Here is a 16,897-nt window from a genome sequence, read left to right as displayed (position 1 = left end):
TTATGTTTAACAGCTGGTATGGGTAGTGCTTTCGCACAAACCAGCCAGCTGTTGGCTTATGTAGATCCTTTTACCGGCACTTCCAAAAGCACCACGCTCACAGCACTGGTACACGGCGCCGGAACCGAACAGCTGGCCAATACTATTCCTGCGGTAGGCACGCCGTTCGGCATGACCCAATGGACGCCACAAACGCGGCTCACCGAACAAAAATGCGTAGCGCCCTTTTACTATACCGATTCTCTTTTCACCGGTTTTCGCGGCACCCACTGGCTCAGCGGCTCCTGTACACAGGACTACGGCAGCATGACCGTTATGCCGGTTTGCGGGGAGCTTAAAACCCTTCCTGCAGACTATGCCTGCGCTTTTGCAAACTCCAGTGCAAAAGCAACACCGGCTTACTACAGCGTTCTGCTGGGGAGAGATAACATAAAGGCAGAAGTAACCGCCACTGCGCGTTGCAGCATGATGCAGTTCACTTTCACCAAAGACGATGACTGCTATATGATCATCCGGCCCAACAGCGACCGGGGTAAGGGCGCCGTGTACATCGACCGGCAGCGGAAGGAGATCTCCGGTTACAATCCCGCGTTCCGTATTTACCAGGGACAGGGACAACCCGCTGGTTTCAGCGGTTACTTTGTAGTGCAGTTTGAAGAAAGCTTCAGCGATGCCAAAGTATTCCGGGACAACAACATACTGACAGCCGACAGCATCAGGGACCAGCCGGGCATTGGCAGCGCGGTGAAATTCAACGTGCATAAAGGCAGCGTGATCAGGATCCGCATTGGTACCTCTTTCACCAGTATTGAAGCCGCACGCGACAATCTTAATGCAGAGATCAATCATTGGGACTTTAGCGCACAAACCGCTGCAGGCAACGATGTATGGAATAAAGCACTGGGCAAAATTGAAGTAACTGGTTCTTCCGAAAAAGATAAAAAGATCTTTTATACCGCATTGTATCATACTATGCAGCACCCGCGCCTGTTCAGCGATGCAAAGGGAACCTATCCCGCCTTTGCCCAATCATACCAGGTGAAGCAACTGACATCCGGTAACTACTACGATGATTTTTCCATGTGGGATATTTACCGCGCGCAACTCCCGCTGTACGAAATACTGGACACCGCACTGATCAACGACCTGGTGCGTTCACTGATCCTGAAAGGACAGCAGGGCGGATGGCTTCCCATTTTCCCCTGCTGGAACAATTACACCGCCGCCATGATCGGCGATCATGCCATTCCTTTTATTGCATCCGCCTATAACAAAGGGATCCGCAACTATGATATCAGGGAAGCATACCGGTTGATGCGGCAGAACGCATTTGACACGGCCGCTGCGGCCGACTATAAAGAAGGTAAGGGCCGCAGGGCTTTATCTTCCTATCTGAAGTATGGATATGTACCATTGGAAGATAATGTGCCGTATGCCTTTCACAGCCGTGAACAGGTATCCCGCACACTGGAATATGCATTCGACGATTACGCATTATCCACCATAGCGAAAGCACTGCACCAGCAAAAAGATTACGCTGCCCTGAAGAAGCGGGCCGGCAACTACGCCAATGTATTTGACCCGCAGCTGGGTGATGTAAATGGCCGCTATGCATCGGGCAAATGGTATGAACATCCCGACAGGGACAGGAAAATGTTTTTTATTACAGAGGGCACACCGCGGCAGTATGGATTTTATGTGCCACATGATATCCCCGGGCTTATAAAACTAACCGGCGGCAGCAAAAAGTTTGAGGCGGCGCTCGACAGCCTTTTCCTGCAACAGCAGTACTGGCACGGCAATGAGCCGGGCCACCAGATCCCTTTCCTTTATAACTACGTAAACGCCCAAACGAAAACCATTACGCGCACCCGTGAAATCAGGGCTATGGAATATGGCGTAGGGCCTGGAGGTTTATGCGGCAACGACGATGCCGGTCAGATCAGCGCATGGTATGTGTTTACCGCAATGGGCTTTTACCCGGTGAATCCCGTAGCGCCGGAATATGCCATTACTATTCCCGCGTTTGAACGTATTGCTATCCATACCGGCGCCAATACCACTACCACTATCAACGTGGATAATAAACGTGTGCCGGCGTTTATTGGCGCCGTTAAAAAGAATGGTAAAAGATACAGTACCACCCGCTTATTACATACCGATTTGATGAAAGGCGGTGTATTTGATATTTACCCCACCGATGGCGGGCAATAATTAATCGCATCGGAAACTGCTCCACAGCGCATCCATTTGCTGCCAGATGATATGTGTAGCAGGCTGCGGGGAGATTTCAAAGAAGAGGGCCGTACGCTGCTGCGCTTCACAATTTCTTACATGTATGGTACAGTGCAGCGTCACAGGGCGCTGTACCATATAATTTAGCATCCGGATGCTGCCTCCGTAAGTGTCCGCATCTCCCGCCGCTGTTTTTATTTTTTTGATACTTACAACGGTGGGTACCTGCTTTTCCGCAGGTATCCGGCGGCTGGTAATATTGCGGTTTACAAGGCCATTGTAGTAAGCGGTGAGATAGGTGTTTAATGTGGGGGCATCTACTACCGGCCTGTCTTTCAGCCACCAGAGAAAGGCATACGACCAGTGCTCCGCGCTGGTACTGTCGCCCCAGCCGGGAGCAAAGCGGATATCTTCCACTCCTTTATAGCGGATCTCCGGCGCAAAATCTACCGGCACCTCAAAATGTTCGGTGCCCCATCCTTTGGGCTTATCCAGTTTATAGGGCGGTTGCCAGTTCACCGGGTCAAAAATATCCAGGGCATGTTTGATCCATTGTATACATTCGGTTTCATCTGCAATAGAAAATGCTTCCGGGTAGCGGGAGCCATTGATACGTTTGCCGGGTTGCCGTGCAGCAATGAATTCCGCTTCGGTGTTACCGGCCAAAAGCAGACGGCTTACCAGTTCCGTGGCATCCGGTATATAGGTATCGTACAGGCTGTTGCGGCGTTCCTTCAGCAACCAGGCAACATCTGTATCATAATACACGCGCACGGGTATACGTTGCAGGTACTGTTCGTTGCCAACTGCAGTATCCCGGCTGTTAAAAGGCGTAAGCGCGCGATACCGTTCAGGCCTTGCAGCAGGCGTCCCGATTTCACGGGTCATTTTATCTATAATATAACCCGCATCTCCTACCTGTCCGTCGTTCGGTTTCTTGCGGATCACCCGCTGGCACCAATCCCATAGCCCCAACAGGTCTACAGGGCCGCTCACAGTAAAAACAGCTTTAGGATGTATGGGATATGCAGCCGGGAACTGTTGGGTTAATTCCGTATAGCGCAGGGCGATGTTACTGGCATAATCATACCCGGCCAATACAAATTTCGATGTATCCACTTTGTACTGACCGGCTATATGCTGCAACACAGTACTGATGCGGTTTACGGCAGCAGTATCTGCATACAGGTATTCCTTCATGGGAACGAAAACGGTGAGCAGGTTGTTGGCACAGGCCACATTATGCAGCTTTGTTTCCGGTACCAGGTTATCCGGCTGGTAAAAATTATACAGGATCACCACTACACCTTTTATGTTGCGGGAAAGCGGCGGTACAGCAAGATAAGCATTGCCGGTACTGTCTTTTGTATCAAAAATCACTTTCTCAGGGTACTGCGCATAAGCGGTTGCTGCAAAGAAAACAGTTGTAAAAAACAAGGCAAAGAAACGGGTGAGCATGATCAGGTAATGTTTAATACAGAACGAAGCCTGCTTACAGCTAAAAAAATGCCGTAATTATCACAGCTGGTAACCAGTGATTTAACTATTTGCCGGTTGTCCGTTTCCGGACCATGGTGTTCATGGGCGAACGCGGATTTTGTCTGACGCGGATTTTGTCTGACCCAGGATTATGATGATTATAATGATTTGCAGGATATATTTTTCCAGTTCCTTCATTGAATCAGGTAATTTGCCAGGCCACAATACTATAATGCAGGATAAAAACTCCTGTAATCGGCATCATTATAATCATCATAATCCTGGGTCAGACAAAATCCTCTTACTACTACAAAACACCGGTAAAACTCAGGCTAATCATTATAATCATCATAATCCTGAGTCAGACAAAATCCGCTTACCACTACAAAACACCGGTAAAACTCAGGCTAATCATTATAATCATCATAATCCTGAGTCAGACAAAATTCGCGGGATTTTAACTGATTTTTATCATATTCCGGAAAAAAATTTCCAGTTATTTTTGCTAAATTAAAGTAACACCAAAACACCTGGACTATGCAATACTGTAGCAGAATTTTTTACATGATCTGCTTATTGATGTGCATCAATATAGCAGCAGACGCGCAAAAGAAAATCACGGGTATTTACAGCACTATGGACGATTACCTGTCTGGCCGGCTGAGTTACACCAAAGACAACGGAAGTAAAGCGCCAAGGCTTCATTTGTATACACTGGCGCCAAAAAGTTACGTCACCCTTCAGCACAATGGCAAAGAAATTCATATCAACAAAAATGAAATATTTGCTTATCAGCTGACTAATGGCGATGTACACCGGGTAGAAGGTAATCATAGTTACCAGATACTGAATAAAAACCCGCAATTATTGCTCTATAAAAGAAAAATACCCACTTCTCCGAAGGCAGGCCCGGAAGATCAGTACAAAACATACTTCTCCGCTTCCAATGGGAAAATACAAACACTGACAGCCTGGAATGTAAAACAGGCCTTTCCTGCCCATGAAACCCTGGCAGATAAGATGGACGCCCTGTTTAAACGGGATGCGGAACTGCTTACCTACGACAGGTTCCGTGGCATGTATAAACTGGAATGGCTGGTAAAATAAATAATTAAAGCAAAACGCCTTCGTCTGATGGCCGAAGGCGTTTTGTTTTATTACTTTGCCGCTTTAAGAATAAAATCCACTATGGGTGTGGGATCCGGGAAACTGTGCGGATGATGTGCGAAACCCGGTTTATGCATCACCGTTATATTCCCTTTCAGGGCCTTTATTTTCGCTTCAAACGGCAGTGTGTTCTCCCCCGGAGGCACGTCTGTATCCGCATCCGCCAGTACATGCAGCATAGGATACCCCCCTTTCACAATTTCTTTGGTTTTGTATAACGGGCTTCCTTTAAAGTTTATCGCAGCACTGTCGGACGTAAACCCATAATCCTTCCTGAAAGTTTCCCATTCATCCCGTTTGGACAATTGCTTTCTGAGCTGGCTTCCCGGCCAGCTGCACAGGTCTAACACTGGATTATCTACATACACCGCCGCTACTTTGTCCGGGTTTTCGGCCGCCCAGTTATATACATATACCGCTCCCCTGCTCATGCCTTCCATTACTGCTTTCCGCGACAAACCGGCTTTATGCAGCAGCGAATAATAGCCATTCCATAATTGTATAGCCTCCCTGTTGCCAAATAACTCCGCTACGTCGCAATACACCACATGATAACCTCTTTCCAGTAAGGCGATATCTGTTTGGGGCTCATGGCCCCAGAAACGCGCACGCCAGATCCACGGGTGACCGGCAGCCGCAAATTTTGGTGCCACCACTTTACAGGCACGGCCCCTGAAATCAAAATCCGCACAGCGGTAACCATAAAAGGAAGATATTTTTTTATTACCCGGTAGATGAGTGATAAGGTCAAAAGCAGTATCCCTCACCGGTTGCAGCACTTCAAAAAGTGTTTTGGCCATCAGCGTAGTGCCTTCCAGTTCAGGGTGAATACCATCCGGCATCAGCCCCGGCTTACCAATCAACAGCGCGTTCAAATTTACCAGCTCTACATGTTCATCATAAGCTACCTGTCTTACTTTAGGTAAGATCTGTTCCCTGATCACCGGGTCCCAGATCTGCGTAGTGTCTTTTACAAAAGAAACAACCGGCTGCAACAGCAGGATACGCGGATGTGAAGGCAGGGCCCGGAGCATATGGATCATATCGCGGTAGTCCGCTTCAAACTCATCAAGATGCACCCGGTTCACCAGCTTGCTGTCGTTCCCTCCCAGGTCAATCAGCACAATGTCCGGATTACTTGCCAGTGCTGCCTTAAACTGCGGGGTGCTCCGGTAGGGATAATCACCCTTTTTCAGCAACGTGGTGCTGCTTACGCCATAATTGGTTACCTCGTAACCTGGCCCCAGCAACCTTCCCAGCTGGGCCGGGTAAGATTCCGTTTCAGGATGCTGCAACCGTGCGCCCGCGCAGATGCTTGCTCCCAGGCAGGCAATCTTTACCCGTTGCGCAAATGACGGCAGATGATAAAAAAAGAGAAGAAATAAGATAAGATACCTGGACCTCATACATAGCAATTAAACGTGGAATAATGAGGCGTTAAGATAATATTTACTTTTGTTATTCCACAGATCCTGTTACAGCTGTCGCGGCAACAGCAGGACGCCGGGTGCTGCTATGTTGAATTCTGAAATAGCGCTGCGTTGAAGATTCCGCCAGGTTACTCCTGAACACAGGATCCATTACTAACAGGATCCATTACTATTGGAGTGGCATTCACTTTGCCGGTGGCGGGGCGGGCGCTTACATAGTTGCCGGAACGGGGAGCGCTTTCCACCAGGGCTCTTAACAGGAGTTCATCGCAGGCGCTCTGTATGGTGCTCAGGCTGATCCGGTAATGCTGTTTTAATGTTCTCACTGAAGGTAGCCGGTGACCAGGTAAATACTGGCCACCGGTGATCTTACTTTCAATGTTCGCTGCTATTTCTTCGTATTTATATTGTTTCATCTGTTTATCCGCTGTTAACCCTTTAAAAAAGGCAGGCGAATTTTAACAGCTAATTAAACAACACCTCATCTGCAAATACCCATCCCCTGTTTCCTTTTCCAGGATGCCAGCCGGGTATTTTCAGCAATGGATCCAGCACCAGTTTCACGCAGGAAACATGCGTAACGGGGAAAGTTCCTGCTACTTCCATGGCGGCGGCAGGATCATCCTTTTTCCCTGCTGCAGGAATAATTCTTTTTAACAGTTTCAGGTGTTGCGCATCTGGGCCACCCCATATTTCCAGTTTGGCTGGAGGGAAAATATACCCGTTAATATTTCTTAAGATGCCTACCGAAACTGATTGCAGGGGCACGGGCTGTTTAAACAGCAACATAGCTATCATCGGCTCTTTTACATAGCCCAGCCATTTCTGGTTGCCCTGGTCTGTACCGCCTTTCTGCCCGTCGCATAAAGTTTTGGCGCCGGAACCGGCGTAGCTTCCATCCGGTTGTGTAAGCAATACCACACTATCGGGCGTATACGCAGATTTATAAAAATTGAACTGCACCGGGTCGCTCGCATACCAGCCTTTTTTACAGGCAATAGCGCGGATAGTGGTATTGTCCTGCAGCAGGAGGCAGTCTTTAAACAGTGGGGAGCTCACACTGTCAGGCACAGATCCATCAGTGGTGTAGCGGATCTCCACTCCTTTAACAGGGTGCTTCAGCAATAGTTGTGCAGTACTGCGGAAAACCGGTGAAGTGTTTGCCAGCAAAGGCTGGTTCAGCTTCAGCGGTTCTTTACCATCATCTTTAAATCCTTTGATGATAGCTACCTGTTTAAATGCGGCAGACAGCTGATCCAGTTCTGCGGAGCTGAGCGATGTGTTCCACAGGTACAGCTCCTTCAGTGCAGGCGCTGCTTTCAAAGCCTGCAACTGCTGAAAAGTAACGGGTGTACCCGACAGGGAAAGGCTTTCCAGGTGCGGCAGCTTTGCCAGGACCGACAGCGTTTGACCCTTTACGTTAGTAAAGCTGAGGTTCAGCACCCGCAGCTCAGGGAACTGTGCAATGATATTCAGATCAGCATCCTGTACCGGCATTTTCTGCAGGTGCATTTCTATGATCTGTTTTTTCAGCGGCAGTAATTCTTCGATCGACTTACTATTGAACTGGTCTTTATTATAGCAGTTCACCACCAGTGGCGCTGCATTCAGCGCTACCGGGTAGATAACGCGGTAATTGTTGTTCAGCTTTTGCACCAACTTTTCATCTGCCGCAGCAAAATGATACACAGGAGTGGCCGGGGGGCCAGGCTGCAATATGGCAGTTGCCAGCAGCCGCAGGCTGTCGTGCGCCGGCAATGCAGCTACTTTCATTTTGAAATCGGCGCCGCCTTTGATCCAGTAATAGAGAAGGTCAGCCTCTTCCGGGGTGAGCTGTGGTTTGCCGGCAGGCGGCATATGTTTTTTTGCATCCAGCGGTAAATGAAGCCTTTCCATTAAGAGGCTCATTTCCGGCTTACCGGCTACAAACAGCTTACCGCTTTTTCCGCCTTTTAGCAATTGGGCCGGCAGTTCCATTGCCAGTTCTCCTTTCGCTTTACCTGCGTTATGGCAGTTCATACATTTTTCTTCCAGTACCGGCTTCACAAGATGTTCATATACCAGCGCCTGGTCAAAAGGCACCTGTAGCCCTTTACCTGCAGGCGTTACAGGCGCCAGTACAAAATTTTCGCCATGCGTGATGTCGGCACCGAAGTGCCCGGTGATCACCAGTAAAACGGCTGTGATGAGCACGCCGCCTTTCTGCAATGCAGGCCGGTTTACTGGCGACTGGCCCAGCCAGTATAATAAAGAAGCCAGCCAGCACATACTTACGCCGCTCCATTTATGCCATTGTAACGTACCGCTGCCGTTATATCCTTCTTCACCAGACAAGAACAATCCCATTATAACGGTAACGGCTGCACTGAGCGCACCGGCAAGCAATAATGCACCGGCCAGCTGCTGTTTCCATGCTTCTGCTGCCGGCTCACGTAAACGGATAAACGTTAATACGCCCGCTATGAGGATCAGTACAATGGGAAAATGCAGCAGCAAGGGATGCATCCTGCCCAGCACCTGTAACCAGGGAGGTAATACTACCCGGTTGCCAAAGATCAATAGGAAAAGGATAAAAATATTGCCGGCAAATAACAGGCTGCCGCCTGCGCTTTGCCACCTGGATGGCTGTTTCACGGTCATTATACCCTCCTGAGTTTATATGGATACACTTTCCCGGAAGCCCATTGCGCTACATACAGATTTTCATCGTCGTCTACGCATACATCATGCGGGTGCACAAATATTTTTTCTGCCTGTTGCATAGGCTGCAGTACCCCGTTGGTATACACCGGTGCGGTACCGCCAATATTGGATACTACCTTATTGTCCTTATCCAGTATGGTTACAAAGCCGCTTGCGTTTGCATCCATATTGGGAGAACGTAACACGGCTGCATACAGGTGATCTCCTTTTATCACAGCACGGCATACGCATGCACCGGGCAGGGCTATTACTTCCTGTAACTGCCCGTCGAGGCTGAAGCGTTTAAAGCAATTCCTTGTTCTGTCGGTAACAATAAGCGTAGGCGTGCCTTTGCGACGGTCTACCACGATTCCGTGGGCATTGTCCAGGTGCTCATCTCCCTGACCCCTTCCTCCAAAATATCCCAGCAGCTTTCCATTGCGGTCATAGCGCATTACATATTGTGCGCCATATCCATCTGCAATATAAAAATCACCGTTATCTGCTACCGTAGTTTCCGTAGGCACAAATTCCTCCTTCTTTTTATATACGCCTGTTTCGGCGGGATAATCAATAGTGAGCAGGATCTTACCATCCATAGTGGTTTTGTATACCTGGTGTTTTTCAGTATCTGTGATGAAAAGATACTCGGTACCGTTTTCATTGCTCAGCGTGAGCCCGTGTGCACCCGGGAATTCATGGCCCCAGTTATCCAGCAGTTTGCCCGACTTATTATAAACAAGGATATTATTCTTTGTTTCGTTGGTAAGCAGGATGATGCGGCCTTTTTTGTCCTGCACCATCTCATGGCAGTCTTTCACAGGGTAACGGCTGCTGTCGAGCGTGCCCCATTTGGTGTCCAGTGCATAGCGCATACCATTATGCCCGTATACCGGTCCTTTGGGTTTGGCAAAAAGATCGCGGGAAATATAAAACGAAGCAGCTACTAACGCCGACGACTGTATGAATTTTCTTCTTTCCATTATAATAATATTTTATCAGGCCATTAATCCGGGGATTACCTTACCGGCTACGTCTGTAAGACGATAACGGCGACCCTGGTGTTTGAAAGTTAATTTTTCGTGGTCCAGTCCCATCAGGTGTAAGATGGTAGCATGGAAATCGTGCACATGCACCGGGTCTTTTACGATGTTATACCCGAATTCATCGGTTTTCCCCGTAAACGATACCGGGCTTAACACCGCCACCGGCCATCCAGATGGAGAAGCAGCGGGGATGATGATCACGGCCGTAATTATCGGCGGTCATCTTACCCTGGCAATAATTGGTTCTTCCGAATTCACCGCCCCATATCACCAGTGTTTCATCCAGCAGGCCACGTTGCTTCAGGTCAGTGATCAGCGCTGCTGAAGCACGGTCCACATCCTTTGCCTGCCCTGCCATTTCATTGGGCAGGTTGCCATGCTGATCCCATCCCTGGTGGTACAGCTGGATGAAGCGCACGCCGCTTTCAGAAAGTTTCCTGGACAACAGGCAGTTTGCCGCAAAAGTGCCGGGCACCAGGCAATCCGGTCCATACAGCTTAATGATATCATCTGATTCCCTGGAGAGATCAGTAAGTTCAGGTACAGCGGTTTGCATACGGTAAGCCATTTCATACTGCTGTATCTTGGTATTGATTTCAGGATCACCAAATTCCTTATACGACTGATCGTTCAATGCGGCCAGCTGGTCCAGCATCTGGCGGCGGTTGGCCATATCAATGCCTTCCGGGTTATTCAGGTACAGCACCGGGCTTTCACCGCTGCTGAACTGAACACCCTGGTGGATGCTATCCAGAAATCCATTGGACCATAATTTGGAATATACCCCCTGCCCGTTTCCCTTACCTCTCGACAACAACACGCAGAAGGCAGGCAGGTTCTTATTTTCACTGCCCAGTCCATAGCTCATCCAGGAGCCAAAACTGGCGCGGTTGCCCTGCTGGGCCCCTGTCTGGAAAAAGGTGAGCGCGGGATCATGGTTAATGGCTTCCGTGAACATAGAGCGCACAATGCAGATATCGTCCACAATTCCTGCCGTGTGAGGAAACAGATCGCTGATCCAGGCGCGGGCTTCGCCATACTGTTTGAAATCGAAGTGCGAGCCTACCAGCGGGAAGGACGACTGCCCCGAGGTCATTCCTGTTAAGCGCTGTCCCATACGGATAGATGCAGGCAGCTCCTGCCCCATCATTTCCCGCAGCTTGGGCTTATAGTCGAAGCTTTCCAATTGGGATGGCGCCCCGTTCTGAAACAGGTAGATAACCCTTTTGGCCTTGGGTGCGAAGTGCGGCATGCCCGGGATAAAGGGTGCTTCTTCCCCGCTGCTTTTTCCAAAAAGATCGGGAACCAGCAATGAGCCCAGCGCCAGGCTGCCCACGCCTAAACTCAGGCGGGACAGGAACTTGCGTCGGTTCATATTCAGGTGATGTTCTATGAATTCGTTTTTCATCGGCCTTTATTATGCGTGACTTTACGATCGTTATGTTTTTGAAAGTGTTTCTTCCATGTTATAAATGGTGGTGATCACCTGCATCATGGCAGCCCAAGAAGCATTGTCCAGGTGCTCTGCCATGGGGTACTCGCCATGTTTCAGCAGCTTCACCGCATTATCAGGTTGCTGTTTATACAGTTGTTGTTGCTGATCATAATATTTTTGCAGTAAATCAACTTCACGTTTTTGCGGTGTGCGGCAAACAATTAAACGGAATGCCTGTGTTATGTTGCTGGTAGTATTGTTATCCTTTTGCATAAGGCGGGAAGCCAATACCCTGGAGGCTTCCAGCACAGTGGGATCATTGAGCATGATAAGCGCCTGCAGGGGCGTATTGGTACTGGCGCGCTTTACTTCGCACTGATCGCGGTTGCTTGCATCAAAGATCATCATGGATGGCGGCGGCACGGTGCGTTTAATAAACGTATACAACCCTCTGCGGTAGAGGCTTTTGCCATGATCCTGCCGGTAGGTGGCCAGGATGCCCCTGCCGGAGGTAGCCATTTCCCAAAGGCCTTTAGGCTGGTAGGGCTTTACACTTGGGCCTCCGATTTCAGGTACCAGCAAACCGCTGCTTTTCAGTACCAGGTCGCGCACACCTTCCGCTGTAAGGCGGAACCGTGGCCCACGGGAGAGATAAATATTTTCAGGATCTGCTTTCAGTTTCTCTTTGGAGATAGTGGCCGACTGCCGGTAGGTGGTAGTCATCACGATCTGTTTCATGAGCCGTTTAATATTCCAGCCATGCTGCATAAAATCAACTGCCAGCCAGTCGAGCAGCTGGGGATTACTGGGCAGATCGCCCTGCATACCAAAATCGCCGGTGCTTTTCACGATGCCCCTGCCGAATATTTCCTGCCATTGCTGGTTCACAAAAACCCTTGCGGTGAGCGGATTCCGTTTATCGAACAACCAGCCCGCCAACCCAAGGCGGTTAGCCGGGTACTGCTTTATATCAAACGGCAATACGGCATGTGGGGTTTCGGGTTGTACTTCCAGCGTGGGGTTATCATAGTTACCACGGCCAAGGATATACGTTTTCCGCGTAGTATCCTTCTCGCCCATTACAGATACAATGAGGCGATTGGTGTCCTGTTTGTTGATAAAGCTGAGCACACCTTTGAGATCTTCTTTGGTGATCTCCATATAAGGCGTTTTGGCGTAGGTTTCGGGGCCGCCCACCACAGACTGCAGGCCTACTTCCTTTACATTGTTGAAGAAGGCAAACAGCTCATAATATTCTTTTTGTGAGAAAGGATCATATTTATGATCATGACAATGCGCGCATTCTATCGTGATGCCCAGCATACTTTTTCCAAAGGTATTGGTACGGTCTGTTACATATTCTATGCGGTATTCTTCATCTATTACGCCGCCTTCTTCCGTGATCTTATGATTACGGTTAAAGCCGGAGGCCAGTAGTTGTTCGCGGGTGGCGCCGGGGATCATATCCCCTGCCAGCTGCCAGGTAATAAAATCTTTGTAAGACAGGTTTTCATTGAATGCATGAATCACCCAATCGCGCCAGGGCCACATGGTACGGTAGTTGTCGTCCTGGTAGCCGTGTGAATCAGCATACCGGGCCACATCCATCCAGTGTACCGCCATTTTTTCCCCGTAGGCGCTGTCGGCCAGCAGTTCGTCTACCATACGTTCATACCCTGCGTCGCTGGTATCTTTTGCAAAGCGGTCCATTCTTTCCGGCGACGGCGGCAGACCGGTAAGATCGAGACAAAGACGTTTCAGCAGTCTTTCATGATCTGCTGCAGGATTGGGTTCCAGCCCTTTTTCTTCCATGCGGGCCAATACAAAATAATCTATTTCGTTGCGCGCCCATTTCTCTTTGTTTACTTTGGGCAATGCTGGTGTTACCGGCGCCACAAATGCCCAGTGCGGTTTATATTTTGCGCCTTGTTTGATCCATTTCTCAATCAGCTTTACCTCGTAATTGCTCAGCGCCATATTGGTAGAGGGAGGCGGCATGCGCATAGAGGAATCTGTGGTGCTGATACGCTGGTACAATACGGAAGCCATTGGGTTGCCGGGCACCAATGCGTGTGCTCCTGGTGTTTCCCGCAGCGCTTTATAGGCGCTGTCGGCAATATCAAGCCGCAGGCCTGCTTCCCGTTTATTGGCATCAGGGCCATGACAGGCGAAGCATTTATCAGATAAAACAGGTCTTATATCAAAATTGTAGTCTACAATTTCAGGTAATTTTTCCTGCTGATTTCCCGGTGCATCGCCATTATTGCACGCGGATAAAAATGCAAGGGAACAGATGGTGAGTCTGACACAACGTTGGAACATAACTTTCAGCAATTAATTGTGCACTGTCTGGTATCGGTTAGCATTTACCGGTAATTACTATAGCTATCTGGTTGTTTAATATTGGTAAAGATCGGGTTTAATCATTCATTATTTAAATAGGATTTTACCGTATGTTGGTATTTTATTACCATTATGTATATACATACTAGCGAATTAATCGAGTGAGAGGATTGGAAAGGAAACGCCTGAAACTGATGATCAGTTCCGCCCTGTTAAAGAAACATCATTAAAATTGCAGCTCAGTCGGCGTAGGCAATTAACCCGCTTTGCTTTTCCCTGGCGGCACGCAGCAATAGCAGCAGCTGCTGTACATCGGTATCGGCCTGCAGCGCTGGTTTCATGAGGATGGTATTTTCCAGTTGTTGTATAAGGGTATTGTTCCACCGGAAGTCGGTGTAGTAATCATACTGAGGCGGTATGATCTTCTTTTCTTTTAAAAGCCCGAATGTGCGGCTGTCCAGCTCTCCTGCCTGCTCAAGTGATCCGGGGGAGCCTGGTGTTGGTTGTATGTCTGGTATTAAATAGAAGTCTAACATCTATACTTCTTTTAATTTTGCGATCCCGCACCAGGTTCCGTGGTGACTTACAGATACCGGTAAACACCTGCCGTTCTCACGGTGAAGGATATACGGTATTCCTATTTCATCTTTATAAAATAACTCCTTTGCTGAAAGCACCTGCTGCATAAAACCGGTGTAGTTACCGGCCACCTGTGCATCTGTAAATACAGCTGTTTCCCGGAGCAGTAGATCACCGGTAGCGGCACAGGTATGGATATAATTGTCAGTAACCTGGCTCTGATAATAATAAGTATGATTGTTGTGACAAACGGTGCCGGTTATTTCCCCATAAACGTGCTCCTGTTCTATACTACAGGTGAACTGTTGCGGGGCATATTTTCTTTCCCGGGTGTTGCGGTGCTCTATTTTGTAAACAGCTTCCTTGCAGCTCCACAGCAGCCAGGTGATCAGCTCCGGTGCAGCCGCTTCGCGGATCATCCTGATTTCACAGGGATGAAACAATTTCTCCAGGAAGCCTTTGCGGTGAATACGGCTTTCAACGGCAGCAGCCCGGAGATCGATAATATCGTTGCCGATCATTTTTCACTTAGCTTTGTTTGCACAATATCAAAGGCCGCCTGCACATCCAGCATACGTTCCATTTCTTCATTCTGGATAACGATATCATATTTCTCTTCCACATCCAGTATCACATCTACCAGGTTAGCGGAATTAATTTTGAGATCTTTGATAAAATCAGTGGAAAGATCAATGGTTGCCAGTGCCTCCTGGTTTTTTGCATAGGGCCTCACTATTTCTCTTAACTGCTCAATGAATGTCTCTTTGTCCATGTTAGATTGTTTAAGGTTGCAGGTACTTTTGCAGAATGATACAAGCATTTACATCTCCAAAACCAAAGCTTGCTTTTGCTACTAAATTTATGTCTTTATACAATAGTTGTTCCGGAATTCTTTCCCGGTCTACCAATGCCTGGATATCAGGATGCAGGTCTTCGCAGTTGATATTGGGAGATACAAATCCTTCTTTCAGCTGTAACGCCACTGCTACCAGTTCAATACTTCCCGAAGCGCTCAAACAGTGACCTACCATGGATTTCAGGGCATTGATATAGGGAAAGTCCTTCCCTTTTCGCTGAAGCGCGGTACACCAGTTCGCTATTTCTTCGGCATCTTTACCGGTGGCCGTAAGGTGACCATTCACCAGGTCAATATCACCCGGCTGCACGCCCGCCTGCTGAAGGGCGGCAACAATACAACGCTGCACGGCTGCAGGGTTGGGGGCCGTCATACTCCCGCCGTTACGTTGCCCGCCGGAGTTGATGTTTCCCCCGAGCACTTCTGCATAAATAACAGCTCCCCGCTCCAGGGCACTATCGAGCGATTCAAGCAACAGCGCTCCTGCCCCGCTGCCGGGAACAATGCCGCTGGCCGTGGCGCTCATGGGCCTGGACCCGGCCTCCGGCTGTTCATTATACTTAAAGGTGGATACTTTCATCGCATCGAAGCCTCCCCATATATAAGGGCCGCTATCGGCGGTACTGCCGGCCAGCATGCGTTTGGCGTACCCGTACTTAATACGTTCGTAGGCCAGCAGAACACTTTCAGCACCGGTGGTACAGGCAGACGAGTTGGTAGTTACCTGGTTGCCCAGCCCCAGCTTACCGCCCAGGAAAGCGCTGATGCCACTGGCCATTGCTTGTGTAACTGCGGTACTGCCCAAACGCCGTACCTGCAAATCATCTACCTTATAAATGGCTTCGCGGAATTTATCCACGCCGGAGGAACCGGCGCCGAAAATGGTACCGCTGTCCCAGTCGGGCGTATCGCCTGGTTAACGGTAAGCCTGCATCGGCCCATGCCTGCATGCCGGCTATTACGCCGTAAATAATACCGGAACTGCTCAGCTGCTTTAGTTCCAGTTCCTCAAAATACTGTTGCTGCAAAGTAACAGGCACCTCCGGCATACCTGCAATCTGGCAGGAAAACTTCAGTGCGGCCAGTTGTTCGTCATAACGGATACCGGATATACCTTTTTTGATCGCTTCACTGAAAGCCGCTATGCCCGTGCCATTTGGCGCTACTACTCCTAGTCCTGTTATGACAACCCTGTTATTCATTTTTATTTTTTGATGATCATGCCTTCTATCGTTCCGTCGCAAACCAATGCGCCGGCAGTATTATATAATTCCACGCGGCATTTCAGTTTATTAAACCGGAAATATATTTTTGTTGCCTTTGCCTTCACTGTTTCACCCGGGGCCACAGGCAGGTAAAAGTCGATATGCGCAGCCGTCATAGCCACCGTGGGTAACTGTTTACGTACCTCATCCCTCAAAAGATAAATACCTAAACAAGCCAGACCTGTTTGCGCCATTACTTCTGTAAGCAGTACGCCGGGAGTAACAGGGTGCCCTTTAAAATGTCCTTTATAGCAAGGCATATCTGCATGGAATGTAAATATACCTGTTACTTTTTCCTCATCAATATATTCCAGTTCATCCACAAACAGGAAAGGCGGCGCATAGGGTAAATGCTGCAGGATCTCTTCTTTTGTCATACG

Annotated in this window: 16 protein-coding genes; 2 read left to right on the top strand and 14 right to left on the bottom strand. The window is 48.8% G+C overall.

The genetic code is table 11. The features are described 5' to 3' along the window. Nucleotides 1-18 precede the first annotated feature (18 nt). Nucleotides 19-2,214: a GH92 family glycosyl hydrolase gene (locus tag ABIE50_RS14965; RefSeq protein ID WP_209860224.1), complete on the top strand. Its 2,196-nt coding sequence runs from the start codon at nt 19-21 to the stop codon at nt 2,212-2,214. Here the strand turns inward: ABIE50_RS14965 and ABIE50_RS14960 are convergent, their stop codons facing one another. Continuing rightward, entirely contained in the window at nt 2,215-3,693 is a 1,479-nt protein-coding gene (locus ABIE50_RS14960; protein WP_209860225.1) for a hypothetical protein, read from the bottom strand. Between the two features lie 585 nt (nt 3,694-4,278). Between ABIE50_RS14960 and ABIE50_RS14955 the strand changes: the two genes are divergently transcribed. After that, the gene (locus ABIE50_RS14955) at nt 4,279-4,821 is read left to right on the top strand and encodes a hypothetical protein (RefSeq protein ID WP_209860227.1); all 543 of its coding nucleotides are present in this window, start codon (nt 4,279-4,281) and stop codon (nt 4,819-4,821) included. Between the two features lie 50 nt (nt 4,822-4,871). Here ABIE50_RS14955 and ABIE50_RS14950 read toward each other — a convergent pair whose 3' ends face one another. The 13 genes from ABIE50_RS14950 to ABIE50_RS14890 all read right to left on the bottom strand — a co-directional run bounded on the left by ABIE50_RS14950 (nt 4,872) and on the right by ABIE50_RS14890 (nt 16,894). Continuing rightward, nucleotides 4,872-6,287: a GDSL-type esterase/lipase family protein gene (locus tag ABIE50_RS14950; protein WP_209860230.1), complete on the bottom strand. Its 1,416-nt coding sequence runs from the start codon at nt 6,285-6,287 to the stop codon at nt 4,872-4,874. A gap of 152 nt (nt 6,288-6,439) precedes the next feature. After that, nucleotides 6,440-6,727, bottom strand: coding sequence for a GntR family transcriptional regulator (locus ABIE50_RS14945; protein ID WP_209860232.1), 288 nt, complete (start codon nt 6,725-6,727; stop codon nt 6,440-6,442). A gap of 49 nt (nt 6,728-6,776) precedes the next feature. Next, entirely contained in the window at nt 6,777-8,951 is a 2,175-nt protein-coding gene (locus ABIE50_RS14940; protein WP_209860234.1) for a c-type cytochrome domain-containing protein, read from the bottom strand. Continuing rightward, the gene (locus ABIE50_RS14935) at nt 8,951-9,976 is read right to left on the bottom strand and encodes an NHL repeat-containing protein (RefSeq protein ID WP_209860236.1); all 1,026 of its coding nucleotides are present in this window, start codon (nt 9,974-9,976) and stop codon (nt 8,951-8,953) included. Before ABIE50_RS14935 ends, ABIE50_RS14940 begins: the two co-directional genes overlap by 1 nt. Before the next feature lie 15 nt (nt 9,977-9,991). Further along, nucleotides 9,992-10,201, bottom strand: a complete 210-nt coding sequence (locus ABIE50_RS14930) for a DUF1501 domain-containing protein (RefSeq protein ID WP_354028027.1) — start codon at nt 10,199-10,201, stop codon at nt 9,992-9,994. Further along, on the bottom strand, nt 10,158-11,447 hold the full coding sequence (locus ABIE50_RS14925; protein WP_354028026.1) for a DUF1501 domain-containing protein: 1,290 nt from the start codon (nt 11,445-11,447) through the stop codon (nt 10,158-10,160). Before ABIE50_RS14925 ends, ABIE50_RS14930 begins: the two co-directional genes overlap by 44 nt. 30 nt (nt 11,448-11,477) lie before the next feature. Beyond that, entirely contained in the window at nt 11,478-13,796 is a 2,319-nt protein-coding gene (locus ABIE50_RS14920) for a PSD1 and planctomycete cytochrome C domain-containing protein (protein ID WP_209860237.1), read from the bottom strand. A gap of 260 nt (nt 13,797-14,056) precedes the next feature. Beyond that, on the bottom strand, nt 14,057-14,353 hold the full coding sequence (locus ABIE50_RS14915) for a hypothetical protein (protein WP_209860238.1): 297 nt from the start codon (nt 14,351-14,353) through the stop codon (nt 14,057-14,059). Beyond that, nucleotides 14,354-14,917, bottom strand: a complete 564-nt coding sequence (locus tag ABIE50_RS14910) for a 4'-phosphopantetheinyl transferase family protein (RefSeq protein WP_209860239.1) — start codon at nt 14,915-14,917, stop codon at nt 14,354-14,356. Next, nucleotides 14,914-15,168, bottom strand: a complete 255-nt coding sequence (locus ABIE50_RS14905) for an acyl carrier protein (RefSeq protein ID WP_142685191.1) — start codon at nt 15,166-15,168, stop codon at nt 14,914-14,916. The genes ABIE50_RS14910 and ABIE50_RS14905 overlap by 4 nt, the downstream gene beginning before the upstream one ends. A gap of 10 nt (nt 15,169-15,178) precedes the next feature. Further along, nucleotides 15,179-16,111 carry a beta-ketoacyl-[acyl-carrier-protein] synthase family protein gene (locus ABIE50_RS14900; RefSeq protein WP_354028025.1) on the bottom strand — a complete coding sequence of 311 codons (933 nt, stop codon included), beginning with the start codon at nt 16,109-16,111 and terminating at the stop codon, nt 15,179-15,181. Continuing rightward, nucleotides 16,104-16,454: a beta-ketoacyl synthase N-terminal-like domain-containing protein gene (locus ABIE50_RS14895; protein WP_354028024.1), complete on the bottom strand. Its 351-nt coding sequence runs from the start codon at nt 16,452-16,454 to the stop codon at nt 16,104-16,106. Before ABIE50_RS14895 ends, ABIE50_RS14900 begins: the two co-directional genes overlap by 8 nt. A 2-nt stretch (nt 16,455-16,456) precedes the next feature. Next, nucleotides 16,457-16,894 (bottom strand): 3-hydroxyacyl-ACP dehydratase FabZ family protein, encoded by a 438-nt coding sequence (locus ABIE50_RS14890; RefSeq protein ID WP_209860241.1) that lies wholly within the window; start codon nt 16,892-16,894, stop codon nt 16,457-16,459. Nucleotides 16,895-16,897 lie beyond the last annotated feature (3 nt).

The organism is Chitinophaga sp. OAE865, assembly GCF_040546735.1.
Lineage (GTDB): Bacteria > Bacteroidota > Bacteroidia > Chitinophagales > Chitinophagaceae > Chitinophaga > Chitinophaga polysaccharea_A.
The sequence above is the reverse complement of the archived record's forward strand: the minus strand, read 5'-3'. Positions and strand labels throughout refer to the sequence as shown.